The organism is Agaricicola taiwanensis, assembly GCF_014635245.1.
GTDB classification, from domain to species: Bacteria; Pseudomonadota; Alphaproteobacteria; order Rhizobiales; family Methylopilaceae; genus Agaricicola; species Agaricicola taiwanensis.
On sequence record NZ_BMCP01000003.1, the window covers coordinates 1 to 11760 of the forward strand.

At 60.8% G+C, this 11760-nt stretch carries 11 protein-coding genes; 6 read left to right on the forward strand and 5 right to left on the reverse strand.

The window, feature by feature from the left end; all coding sequences use genetic code 11:
• Nucleotides 1-384: 384 nt before the first annotated feature.
• A complete protein-coding gene (locus IEV58_RS13465) occupies nucleotides 385-1245 on the reverse strand; it encodes an NADP-dependent oxidoreductase (protein WP_371873627.1) in 861 nt (286 codons plus the stop codon).
• Nucleotides 1246-1533: 288 nt separating this feature from the next.
• Between IEV58_RS13465 and IEV58_RS13470 the strand changes: the two genes are divergently transcribed.
• The 5 genes from IEV58_RS13470 (at nucleotide 1534) to IEV58_RS13490 (ending at nucleotide 6315) form a co-directional block, all read left to right on the forward strand.
• Nucleotides 1534-2409: a LysR family transcriptional regulator gene (locus tag IEV58_RS13470; protein ID WP_188410325.1), complete on the forward strand. Its 876-nt coding sequence runs from the start codon at nucleotides 1534-1536 to the stop codon at nucleotides 2407-2409.
• Nucleotides 2410-2514: 105 nt separating this feature from the next.
• Complete coding sequence (gene msrB / locus IEV58_RS13475; RefSeq protein WP_188410326.1) at nucleotides 2515-2964, forward strand: peptide-methionine (R)-S-oxide reductase MsrB; 450 nt, start codon at nucleotides 2515-2517, stop codon at nucleotides 2962-2964.
• On the forward strand, nucleotides 2961-3473 hold the full coding sequence (msrA, locus tag IEV58_RS13480; protein WP_188410327.1) for a peptide-methionine (S)-S-oxide reductase MsrA: 513 nt from the start codon (nucleotides 2961-2963) through the stop codon (nucleotides 3471-3473). Before msrB ends, msrA begins: the two co-directional genes overlap by 4 nt.
• 38 nt (nucleotides 3474-3511) lie before the next feature.
• On the forward strand, nucleotides 3512-4012 hold the full coding sequence (locus IEV58_RS13485) for a peroxiredoxin family protein (RefSeq protein ID WP_229729433.1): 501 nt from the start codon (nucleotides 3512-3514) through the stop codon (nucleotides 4010-4012).
• Between the two features lie 413 nt (nucleotides 4013-4425).
• Complete coding sequence (locus IEV58_RS13490; protein ID WP_188410328.1) at nucleotides 4426-6315, forward strand: GGDEF domain-containing protein; 1890 nt, start codon at nucleotides 4426-4428, stop codon at nucleotides 6313-6315.
• Between the two features lie 130 nt (nucleotides 6316-6445).
• Here IEV58_RS13490 and IEV58_RS13495 read toward each other — a convergent pair whose 3' ends face one another.
• On the reverse strand, nucleotides 6446-7339 hold the full coding sequence (locus IEV58_RS13495) for a LysR family transcriptional regulator (RefSeq protein WP_188410329.1): 894 nt from the start codon (nucleotides 7337-7339) through the stop codon (nucleotides 6446-6448).
• Between the two features lie 133 nt (nucleotides 7340-7472).
• Between IEV58_RS13495 and IEV58_RS13500 the strand changes: the two genes are divergently transcribed.
• Nucleotides 7473-8453: an MBL fold metallo-hydrolase gene (locus tag IEV58_RS13500; protein WP_229729434.1), complete on the forward strand. Its 981-nt coding sequence runs from the start codon at nucleotides 7473-7475 to the stop codon at nucleotides 8451-8453.
• Nucleotides 8454-8540: 87 nt separating this feature from the next.
• On the opposite strand, the gene IEV58_RS18265 is transcribed toward IEV58_RS13500, so the two are convergent.
• The 3 genes from IEV58_RS18265 to IEV58_RS13510 form a co-directional block, all read right to left on the reverse strand.
• Nucleotides 8541-8672 carry a putative transporter small subunit gene (locus IEV58_RS18265; protein ID WP_229729435.1) on the reverse strand — a complete coding sequence of 44 codons (132 nt, stop codon included), beginning with the start codon at nucleotides 8670-8672 and terminating at the stop codon, nucleotides 8541-8543.
• Between the two features lie 18 nt (nucleotides 8673-8690).
• The gene (locus IEV58_RS13505) at nucleotides 8691-10436 is read right to left on the reverse strand and encodes a sodium:solute symporter family protein (protein WP_229729436.1); all 1746 of its coding nucleotides are present in this window, start codon (nucleotides 10434-10436) and stop codon (nucleotides 8691-8693) included.
• 491 nt (nucleotides 10437-10927) lie between these two features.
• Nucleotides 10928-11728, reverse strand: a complete 801-nt coding sequence (locus tag IEV58_RS13510; protein WP_188410330.1) for a lysozyme inhibitor LprI family protein — start codon at nucleotides 11726-11728, stop codon at nucleotides 10928-10930.
• Nucleotides 11729-11760: the final 32 nt, after the last annotated feature.

Consider the following 11760-nt stretch of genomic DNA (forward strand, 5'->3'; position numbering starts at 1 on the left):
CTACCTTCCCCTCATTTTGGAGGGACATAGAGGGCTATAGAATACACATAGTTCTCATCGCTATCCCGCATGGCCCGCCATAGACCGCCGATCATCGCACCAATTGTCCGGCTAATCTCTGCAACTATCAACCAAATAGGGACTGCCAATTGGGCTACGGGGCGCGCGATCCTCATGCGCCAGCCAAGCAGGATACCCCGATACAACTGCCGATCACGGCTACGGCCTCCGGATCAGGGGCCGAAACCAGACTGCGCAGTTTTGGTGTCTGATCACGGAAAACTGCCGTTCAGCCAGCCGAAAGAAGCTCTGGCAGGGCAAAAGGACCGTATCGGCAGGGCAAAATGACCGTATCGATGGAGCGCTGCCCTCATTCTCACGAGTTCACGGGAGGACGCGGATAACCGTCTTCCCCGCGCGCCGCCCGGTCGCGTTAAAGGTGGCGACAGCATCGTCGAGGGTCGAGACTTTGCCGATGTTCGCCCGCAGTCGTCCGTCCCGCACCCGCTGGACGATCTCGCTCAGTTGGGCACGATCGGACTCGACGACGAAGTCGACTGCCAGGCCTTCTGCGGGCCGCGCCTTGACCGGTCCGACGACAGTGACCATCGTTCCTCCGGCTCGGATCAGGGCTGCGGACCGTTTCTGGATGTCGCCGCCGATGACATCGAACACCAGATCGACCGCGCCGATGTCCTCCAGGGGGTCGCTCCCGAGGTCGACGAATTCATTTGCGCCGAAGTCGAGCGTCTTCTGACGGTCGGCGGCGCGTCCGGTGCCGATGACATAGGCGCCGGCCTCCCGCGCGAGTTGCGTCACCATCGAACCGACTGCGCCGGCCGCGCCGTGCGCAAGCACGCTCTGCCCCGCCTGAAGGCGACCGTGCTGAAACAGTCCCTGCCAGGCAGTCAGGCCCGAGATCGGCAGGCTCGCGCCCACCGTGAAGTCGACATCACCCGGCAACGGCGCGAGGTTGCGGGCCTCCATGGCTACATGCTCCGCCAGCGTGCCGTCGCGATGCCAGTCCGCGAGGCCGAACACCCGCTGTCCCACCGAAAGCCCCGTCGTGCCATAGCCAAGGGCGATGACGAGGCCGGCGACCTCGTGTCCGGGGATTGACGGTGTTCGGTCACGGTCGCGGCGATCGGCCCAGGTCGAGCGCCATTCCAGTTCAGTGTTGACAAATCCCGCTGCATAAACCTGAACGACGACGTCATTTATCGCTGCCTGCGGCTCCGGGCCGATTTACTAGCTTCATCCCGGCCGTTCCCGCGGTCTGGTCCGTCACAACGATTGCTTTTATCGGGATGCCTCCTCGGTCGCTTGTCTCTGGTGGAAATGCTGCTGGCTGGCCGGTATGGGTAGCGAACCAGTAGCTTTCGTTGATGATCTCGGTTGTCGCAGCGCGGAACGAAAATTTCCAATAGCCGGCATGTATTGTTTTCATGCGGCAATTGCTCCGGCCGGCAGCGCTTTTCCGGCGTGGAATGCCCGGTCTGAAATTGATGCTTGAGGAGGCGACGAAGACGAACGATGGAACTCAACCAGATTCGATATTTCCTGAACCTGGCGGACACCCTTAATTTCACCGAAGCTGCCATGCGCAGCGGCGTATCTCAGCCGACGCTCACCCGCGCGATACAGCGGCTCGAACAGGAGCTGGGCGGAACGTTGGTTTATCGCGATGGAAAGGATAGTCGCCTGACGGCGCTCGGCCGCGACATCCAATCCGAATTCGCCGAGATCGCGGACCGCGAGCAGCGGGTTCGGGCGATATCCCTAAACAGGGTTCGCGGTCGACGCGAGGCTTTGACGCTGGGCGTCGTGAACACCATTGCGCCGGCGTTGATCACCGGGTTCGTCACGCACGCCCTGCGACAGATGCCGATGCTCGAACTGGTTCTCCAGCCAATCTCGCGCGACGAAGGAATGGAGCGCCTCCTCAGCGGTCAGATCGACGGGTGCTTCTGCACGGACCCGACAGCCGGAAACGCCAAGATCGCCACGGTCGAAATGTTCCGCGAGCGATTGTTACTGGCGATGGCGCAAGGACACAGCCTCGCAAGCCAGGGATCGGTTTCGCTTGTCGAGCTTTCGGAACAGCCTTACCTTGATCGGCTCCAGTGCGAATTCCGCACGCGCGTGAACGACCATTTGCGCAACCGTGCGATCATCATGATCCCGCGGCTCAGATCCGAACGGGAGGATCTGATTCAACAGGCCGTGGCAGAGGGCGCCGGCGTCTGCATGCTGCCCGAGCGCTCGGCGATCGTGGAGGGATTGACGTTGCGCCCGGTCGATACGCTGGACCTGTCGCGCACGGTCGCATTTCAATCGATTTCGGGATCCGGAACGGCAGCGGCGCTGCGGCAGCTTCGTGTGCTGATCGAGCGTTATGTATGGTGTTGAATTTTCGGGGAGCGCGGTGATGGCATCGAAATTATAGTCGCGACGTATTGGACACCTTCGGGTCGGGTATCCATCTTCCGTGGCAGGAGTTCGAAGGAGAAGCCCATGGCTGCCTACAAGAAGACAGAATCCGCAATCGCCAGGCTGTCGCCAGAGGAATATCGGGTGACACAGCAGAATGCGACCGAGCGTCCTGGAACCGGTGCGCTTCTCTACAATAAGGAACCCGGCATTTATGTCGATATCGTCTCGGGCGAACCGCTGTTCGCATCGTCGGACAAATACGAGTCGGGCTGCGGGTGGCCCAGCTTCACCAAGCCGATCGAACCCGCGAACGTGAACGAGCTGCGCGACGACAGCCACGGCATGATCCGGACGGAGGTGCGTTCGACGCATGGCGACAGCCATCTCGGCCACGTTTTTCCGGACGGACCAAGCGATCGCGGCGGCCTGCGCTACTGCATCAATTCGGCTTCGCTGCGTTTCGTGCCACGGGACGAGATGGTGGAGCAGGGTTACGGTGAATATCTCAATCAGGTGGAGGACGTCGGATGACGACTGAACGCGCTGTTTTCGCCGGCGGCTGCTTTTGGGGCATGCAGGACCTCATCCGTAAGCTGCCCGGTGTAATCTCGACCCGGGTCGGATACACGGGTGGTGACGTGCCGAATGCGACCTATCGCAATCACGGCACCCATGCCGAGGCGATCGAGATCGTCTTTGATCCCTCGCAGACCACCTATCGCCGATTGCTCGAGTTCTTCTTCCAGATCCATGACCCGACGACGCTGAATCGTCAGGGGAACGATCGCGGCACGAGTTACCGCTCGGCGATCTATTTCACCAGCGACCAGCAGAAGGCCGCTGCGCTTGATACGATTGCGGACGTCGATGCATCGGGACTATGGCCTGGCAAGGTCGTTACCGAAGTCGAGCCGGTGGGTGATTTCTGGGAGGCAGAGCCCGAGCACCAAGACTATCTCGAACGTATCCCGAATGGATACACCTGCCATTTTGTACGTCCGGACTGGGTGTTGCCGCACAGGAAAGGTGCCGCCGCCTAGCAAACCTGGGCTCGCGGCTCAACGCCCCGAGCCCGCTCATGGAGGATTCCGTGGAGATGGGAATTGTGGGGCTGCCAGCCCCTGCGCTCGAGCATATCCGTTGGATCGATGAAAATGGCGAGGAGCGGAGCCCCTTGACCCTGGCCGAGTTCGGACAGGGTTTCACAATACTGTACTTCTTTCAGGACTGGTGTTCGGGCTGTCATGCACATGGCTTTCCCACATTCGTGACGCTTGCCGAGGATCTTCGCGATAAAGGTGTTGGCCTGGCAGCCATCCAAACCGTATTCGAGGGCTCTGAGGTCAATACCTTCGATCATCTGCGGAAAAATCAACGACGATATGGACTGCGTGTTCCCTTTGGGCACGCCGTCGCTAACTCGGCCTCAGCGGACGCCGTGCCGGCGATAATGGAGGCATACCGCTCCGGCGGAACCCCCTGGTTCGTTGTGATCGCGCCCGATGGCCGCGTCGTGTACGATGGCTTTCGGCTCGACGCGAAGAGCCTCGTCCAGACACTTCTGCCGGTCGCCGCCTGACATAAAGGCCTCCGGATACCGCAGCTTGCCGGTCCGCTTTAGCCGTGTGTCAAAGCGGAAGACATAGCCATTCACCACTGTTATGCCGCTGTTGACTATGTGCTCGCCGCGCATAGGCTGCCGAAAACGACGGTTGCCTCCATGACGTGATATCGCCGCCGATCGCCGTATTCCACGAAGCAGCTTCTGCGCGGGCGTGAAGGCTACGCTGAATAACGCACCATCGAATGTCGGAACAAAACACCGACCGAGAACAGAGAGCGCTTCGGCCAGGCAGCTAGCAAAGAAAAGCCTGCGACCGGATTGCCCTGACGCTCATCTGCGCTGATCCTTAACCAATCATCAGCGACTTGCTCGATAGAATCCGAAGACGGGAAAGCGGCCGGCAGCGGCCGCGACGGGGGTGTGTATGGATGGCGAACGGCATCGTGGGATCACTGAAGGGCCGTTTTGCTGTCAGCCTGCGTTTCCGGGTGCTCGTGCTGACGCTCGCCGCCTTTGCCGCCGTCGCCATCCCCGCAGCAGCGTCCTTCGTCTGGATCGTTGACCGCACGGTCGTCAAGCTGAGCACGCTGTTCGCCGAGCGGCAAATCCTCTACGATCGCTACCGAGGCCTGGAGGCGCTGCGCCGCGAGGTGGCTTTGGCCGAGACGCTGATGCGCTCGCCGACCATTATCGACTGGGCCAAGGACGAGTTCGACCGGGACAAATATGCCCGCGGCATCTCCGAGCTCGAGCATTTCCGCCGTACCTTCGTCGACCGCAGCTACTTCTTCGTCATAGACAAGTCCGGCAACTACTATTTCAACGACCATCAGGGCAGCTATACCGGCGCGCATCATCGGTATACTGTCTTGCCCGACAAGCCGGCCGACGCCTGGTACTACTCGACCCTCGCAGCCGGCCCGGGCTGCCATCTCAACGTCAATCATGACGTCGTACTGGCAGTGACCAAGGTATGGATGAACTGCGTCATCGAGGATGAAGGCCGGGCGCTCGGCATCGTCGGCACCGGTATCGACCTGACGCATTTCCTGCGCAACGTCGTTGAATCAAATCAGCCCGGCGTCGAGAGCCTGTTCGTCAACGCCTCGAGCGCCGTGCAGGCGAGCCGCGACGAGAGCCTGATCGATTTCCACAGTATCGCCAAGGACGAAAGCTTCAGCAAGACCTTCCTGCAGCTCATCGACACGTCGGAAGACCGGGCTACCTTCCGCGAGATGATGCGCCATGCCGCAACCGAAGGGGGAGCTGAGGCGCGCTTCCTGGAACTCGACGGCCGCAGCCTGCTCGTCGGCATCGGCTATCTTGATGAACTCGACTGGTACAACGTCACCATCATGGACGTCGACCGTATCGTGGACCGGCGTCTGTTCAAGCCGATCGCGTTTCTGATCGCGCTGAGCATGCTGGGTGCTGCCGCGCTTGTCACCTTGCTCTTCAAGCGCAGCGTGATCGACCGGCTGGCGCGCGCCGAAAGCTCCGTGCGGCGCATAGAGGCAGGCGATTTTTCACAGCCGGTCGCCGATTCCGGCGTCGACGAGATCGGCCGCCTCGCTCGTGCGCTCGATCGCATGGCGCGGGTCGTCGGCTCCGACCGCGCAGCACTCGAGGCGGCGGTGCGCATGCGGACTGAGCAACTCGAGCTCATTGCCAATGTCGACCAGCTCAGCGGCGCGCTCAATAGGCGCGGCCTCATCCAGGCCTTCGCCCAGAAGGAGCGGCGGATGACGACCGACAGCGATCGGCCCGGCCTGCTGATCCTCGATATCGACAACTTCAAGTCAATCAACGACGCGCACGGCCATGTTGCCGGCGATCGCGTCATTGCCGAGGTGGCGCGCCGTCTTCTCGGTGTGACGCGTGATGAGGACCTGTGTGCCCGCTGGGGTGGTGACGAGTTCGTCGTCATCCTCAAGAGGTGCGATGCGCAGGCGCTGGAGAAGGTCGGCAAAAAGATCCTGAACGCCATCCGTTCTCGTCCGCTGAAGCTGGCCGACAACAGCCGCATTCGTATCGGCACGTCTATTGGCGCCCATCTGGTCGAGCCCTCCGATACGCTTGAAAGTGCGGCGAGCAAGGCGGACGCGGCGCTCTATGCCGCCAAGCGCCAGGGCCGCAATCGCATAGTGGTATACGATCCGGCACTGTATCGCGACACCACCAACATCATCGCGACAGCACTCACATCGACCGAGTTGCCTGACCGGCACTTTTCCGGTGAGGAAAGCCTCCCCGCTAGCGCCGGATCTCTTCATCCGGTGACTGAACCTTCTCTGGATCGGCCGTCGCGCTTTGGATGAGAGTTCCCTCTCGTTGATGGGCAGCGCACTCTTATTTGTTCGCTGCTCACCGTCCGTACTCTGGAATGAAAGCGTCGTTTCGCGTTCGACGAGAGGGAGGGGGACCGCGGTTGCTGCAATAGGCGGATGACTAACGCGCCGATCTGCGGACGAATTCGAGGAAGGCGCGCATCGCGGCGCTGTTATGGCGCCTGTTCGGATAATACAGGAACCAGCTCGGCAGTTTCGGACTCCAATCCGCGAGCAATTCCACGAGCGTGCCATCCTCAATGGCTGCTTCGGCATAGTCTTCCAACACATGGGCGATGCCCTGCCCGGCGATGGCTGCCTGAAGTTCCCCATGCGCCGAACTCAAGGTCAACCGCCCTTCCGGCGCGATCTCGACGGCTTCACCCGCCTTCTCGAACGCCCATGTGGCGAGGGTCCCGCCGGGATAGCGCCGCCGGATGCAGTTGTGCTTGATGAGATCGGAGGGGGTTTCCGGCCGCCCATGGCTTGAAAGGTAGCCCGGAGAAGCCACGATCGCGTAACGCAGGGGCTGTCCGAGCGGCACGGCGATCATGTCCTGCGCCAGGTGTTGTCCGAACCGGACACCGGCGTCGAATCCCTGTTCGACGATGTCGATGATGGCCGCATCGCTGATGATTTCGACCTTGACGTCGGGATGAGCCTCCATGAACGCGAAGGCCAAGGGACAAAGGACGTGGTCGACCGCCGGCGCCGGCGCATTGATGCGCAGTGTTCCGGATGGCTTCTCGCGCAGTTGATCCAGCTCGACGAGGGCGAGGCGGATGTCGTCCAACGCCGGCCGGAGCCGTTCAAGAAGCCGCTCGCCCGCTTCGGTAACCGCGATGCTGCGGGTCGTCCGGTTCAACAGACGGATGCCGAGTGCCTGCTCGAGTGCTCCCATCGTCTGGCTCATGACGGACGAGGAGACGCCGCGTTCGGCGGCTGCGGCACGAAAGCCTCCGCACCGCACGATCAGCGCGAATGTTTCCAGATGATCGAGGCGTATCGCAGCCATTGCTCTGTTATTCAGATCAGCGCGTTTTCATTTGATGACCTTATCAAAGCAGTGTCGGTGCGTCACCTTTCCCGGGAAACCGGAACGGCATGTTTCCGCCGCCGGTGATGAATCCTCTCGCAGGAAGAACAGGATGCTGACGATCAACCGACGCAAGATCATGTTGTCCGCCGTAGGCGGTGTTTCCGGAGTGCTGTTGAACAACACCTTTCCTGGAACCGTTGCCGCGCAGCCAGCGGTGGCGATCGGAAATGCCGGTCACTACCGTTTCCACGTCGGGGATATCGCCGCCACCGTGCTGAGCGACGGCATCATCGGCGGTCCTCCCGCCGTCTACGCGGGTGATGCCCCGGAAGCCGAACTGGAAGAGGTTCTGCGCCGCGCCTTTCTTCCAACCGATTTCATGACCCTGAACCTCAACACGCTGCTTCTGGAGATCGATGGTCGCCGCGTTCTTCTCGAAGCGGGCGCCGGAACCACGATGGGGCCGAACGGCGGCCGCTTGTTCAACAATCTCCGGGCAATTGGACTATCCCCCGAGGATATCGACCTGGTCGTGATTTCGCATACCCATCCCGACCACGTCGGAAACTTGCGAACCGCCAATGGCGGCCGGGCCTTTCCCCGGGCAACCGTGATGGCACCGAGGGCGGACTGGGCGTTCTTTGTCGAAGGCGAGCCGGATCTTTCCTATATGCCGGTGCCGCCGGATTTCCGGCAGCGCTTTGCCGCCAACATCAAGCAAAGCGTGCAACCTTTCGCGCAGGATATCGTGCTTTATGAAGCCGGTGCGGAGATTGTGCCGGGCCTGACGACAATCGCCGCATCCGGCCATACGCCGGGCATGGCCGCCTTTCTTGTTCAATCAGGCAGCGACCAGCTGCTTCTGACGGCAGACCTCGCCTATCACCCGGTGGTCAACATCGACCGGCCTTGGCGCCCCGGACCGGACCGAGACCAGGAGGCGGCCGCGGCGGCGCGCTGGCGCATCTTCGATCAAGCGGCGGCCGATCGCATGCTCGTCCTTGGCTTCCATTATCCCTTCCCCGGCCTGGGGCGGATCCTTCGCACCGACAACGGCTATGCCTGGGTGCCGGCCGGCTGGCAGTTCTGAACCTGACGAAGAAGGCGGTATACGATGGAGAACGGCTTCATGAAGGCGGACAAGGTGCCGGGCGACCTTTCGCCCGGCACCTTCTTATCAGACCAGCGAGCTTCCCTCGGACTTCGCTTGACGCCATTCACGAATGAAAGCGGAAGCAAGAGCGAACAGGACGCCAGCCACGAGTAACGGCCAGATCAGCACATAAACGGTCAGAAAGAGAGGGGACATAACGGTTTCCTCTGTTGGTCAGGCGCGAGCCTGTTCATCAACGAATTTGCTTGTCAGTTTCCGGATCGTCGCAAAGTCGAAGCGGTTGGAGCTGTTCGCGGAAAGCGCCACGCACAGGATGGCGCTCACTGCATAGGCAAGTAGCGAGGCCGTAAGCACTGGATAGACGTGCAGAAACCCGACTGCGAATGGCAACACGGCAACCAAGGCGAGCACGCCGACGATCCAGCCAATACGAATGCCGAAGAAACCGAACGCCATGAGGCCGGCAATCACCCCAACACCGATTGATGCGATCGTATCGGAGAGGAGAGCGACGCCCCCCGTCAGTTCTATCATTCCGAACCGTACGGGAAAGAAAACGGCCAATGCGGCGAGCACGGAGATGGTGAAGGCGGTGTTCGTCACCCTGTTCCAGTAGAAGCTTGCGATCACCGGGAAAACAAGTGCGCCCCAGATCGCCCCAACCAGCACGAGCAGTTCCAGGATGTTGAACTGGCTGCTCGCGAAATAGAGGGCAACGGCCGTCGCCACGATCATGGTCAAGCGCCCGATCAGCAGCATCAGCTTCGGACTGGCGTCATCACCGGCGAGATTCCTGCCATAGACGTCGGTCATCACGATCGACGAGAGCGCAGAAAGATCGGAATCTGCCGTTGAGGCCAGTGATCCAATGATCATCAGAAAGAAGACGCACAGCATCCCCACGCCAAGATATGTGGCGGCAAGCTGGGGCACGAGATTGTTCACGTCGCCGCCGAATGGTTCGACGCCCATGTAAAGGGCGATCACGCCCAGCATTCCGACGCCAATAACGGTCGCGCCATAACCCACCGTCGCAGTGATGAATGTCGGCTTGATCATGTCTTCGCGCACCGCGAACAGGCGCTGCGCAATGGTCTGATTGCCGATCGCATAGGCCAGAACCGCCGCGATATAAGGGGCGCCCTGGTTGAAGAACGCTTCCGATGAAAAGAAGCTTTGTTGGTCGGGTGTCAGGTTGGTCGCGCCGGCTTCAAAAAGGGAGGGGCCGCCGGCGCTGAAGAAGATCGCCGGAACAATCACGATGACTGCGCCGAGCATTCCGCAGACCTGGATGAAATCGGTAAGGATCGAGGCACGCAGGCCAGACCAGAGCGTGTAGAGCAGGATACCGGCGGCTATGATCAGGATGCCGGTGGAGAAGGACAACGGCGACAGCATCGCGATCAGTGCGCCACCCGCTATAAAGTTGGAGGTGAGACTGATCACACTGCCAACCACGTTGGAGCCGGCAAGAATAAGCTGGCTGGATCGTCCATGCCGGGCGTGAAGGATTTCCGCCAGTGTGTGCGCCTCCGGCGCGAGAGAGCGGATGCGCTTTCCGAAGGGATAGATGAACAGGATCATCAAGGCGCCCCACAAGCCGTAATGAATGGGGCCGGACACGCCATAGGTATAGCCCGACGTGGCCGAGGCGTAGAGCGACGCGGCCCATATCCAGGTGGCGGTCATGGATGCGGCTGATACGCCGAAGCCGACCCTGTTGCCGGCGTTCATGTAGTTATCGGCATTCTCGCGCTTTTTCCCGATTGAAAGGGAGATGAGAAAAGTGATTCCGAAAAAGCCGAACAAAAGCAGAAGGGTGAGAGGTGTTCCTAGTTGTTGTAGTTGCATCAGTCCTGTATTCACGTTTCTGCCGCGCGGATCATGGTAAATCCACAGGCTCCCCGCAGTTGAGATGCAGGTTAGCCTGACCGCACGGTCGATGAACGGCTGTGGCACGCCGAGAAGGGCGATCCGGATTTAAGCCGGATTACAATGCGCTAGAAGCGCCTCGCCAACGAATGCTGCGAATGCAGCGCATGTGCTTTTACCTGATCGAGCCGGTTATGCAAGCCGGTGCCTTATTTTTGCCCGGCGTTTGCCGCGAAATCGCTATGTCTCAGCATTGATCGCTTCAGATCAGATGGCCGGGATCTTGATTTCGTCGCCTTGGTCAGTTCCATGATTTCGCCCGCGATCATGGGACATGCCCCGCCGCGAGCCATAGCTCCGCCCGCAGTTGCCGATGTCCCTTTCGTTCGTCGCACCAGCTTTACTGCGAAGACGCCACGCCGGGACCCTCGCGGAACCGGGAAGGAGGTGTGCACGCTGCAGCTTCGGCCCTGTACAGCTGTAGGTGGGGCATTCCTACGTACACCTGCTTGGCAGCAAGAGATATGTCTACGCCGTTCGGGGCAGTCGAGCTGCGCGAGAGAACGACCGTAGGGTTTCTAGTCTGCTGCTGCGCGCGCGGAATAGCTGGTGTCGAGCTTCCCGTTGCTCCACTCATAGGTCGCCCAGCACTCTTTGTTGCTGCCACCGACAAGGTCACAGTTGGTTCCATCAACCCAGACCTGCAGGCTGGTCCCCGCTGTCGATTGAACCAGCGTCGGCTGGCCTCCGAGCATGGAGGTCTGCTTGCTGAAGCCTTCGCGCGATAGCGCGATGTCGATCTGGCAGCCACCATTGCCACAAAAAGCCGTGGCCGAGCCGGTGCATTCCAGGCCCTGCGTGTTGAGGACATAATCCTGGAGGTCGTCGCCATCCAGGTCAGCGGTCATCGTCCAGGGCTGGTCTGCTCCTGGTGCCAGGGTGCCGCCCGCCGCGGTGCATTGGCCGGTGTAGCCTGAAACAATCGCGGCTACGGCATCATTTGGTGTGGCGGGTCCATTCAGCAATCGGGAATAGGTATTCATCGCTCCGTCGAGGGACTCTTCCAGCGCTCCGATCCGCTCCCGGTAAGCGGCCGCGAGACATTCGGCATCACTGCCACAGGCCGCGCGGCGAGCGAGAAAAGCTTGGGCTTCGTCGCGGCGCGCACCCCGTGCCCCCATGAACATGGGAACCTTCGAATATCCGTACCAAAGGCCGGTCATCTGCGAGTCGAGCCCGGAAAGCTCAGGATTCTTGCAGACGGCAATTTCATCGGGTTTCTTCGCCTTACCGCAGTCAAAGCCCGCGCTGTGAGCCGGCAATGGCGCGAGTGCTGCGGGACCGACGATTGCGACCGCGGCAACAGCGAAGCGGATCATGGTACTGCCTCTCATCCAAGAACAAGATGAAC

Bases quoted from the DNA above. Each gene is read 5' to 3' on its own strand.
- IEV58_RS13495 (WP_188410329.1), bottom strand. From the start codon at position 7,339: ATGGCTGCGATACGCCTCGATCATCTGGAAACATTCGCGCTGATCGTG.
- IEV58_RS13485 (WP_229729433.1), top strand. From the start codon at position 3,512: ATGGAGGATTCCGTGGAGATGGGAATTGTGGGGCTGCCAGCCCCTGCG.
- IEV58_RS13500 (WP_229729434.1), top strand. From the start codon at position 7,473: ATGCTGACGATCAACCGACGCAAGATCATGTTGTCCGCCGTAGGCGGT.
- IEV58_RS13490 (WP_188410328.1), top strand. From the start codon at position 4,426: ATGGCGAACGGCATCGTGGGATCACTGAAGGGCCGTTTTGCTGTCAGC.
- msrA (WP_188410327.1), top strand. From the start codon at position 2,961: ATGACGACTGAACGCGCTGTTTTCGCCGGCGGCTGCTTTTGGGGCATG.
- msrB (WP_188410326.1), top strand. From the start codon at position 2,515: ATGGCTGCCTACAAGAAGACAGAATCCGCAATCGCCAGGCTGTCGCCA.
- IEV58_RS18265 (WP_229729435.1), bottom strand. From the start codon at position 8,672: ATGTCCCCTCTCTTTCTGACCGTTTATGTGCTGATCTGGCCGTTACTC.
- IEV58_RS13510 (WP_188410330.1), bottom strand. From the start codon at position 11,728: ATGATCCGCTTCGCTGTTGCCGCGGTCGCAATCGTCGGTCCCGCAGCA.
- IEV58_RS13470 (WP_188410325.1), top strand. From the start codon at position 1,534: ATGGAACTCAACCAGATTCGATATTTCCTGAACCTGGCGGACACCCTT.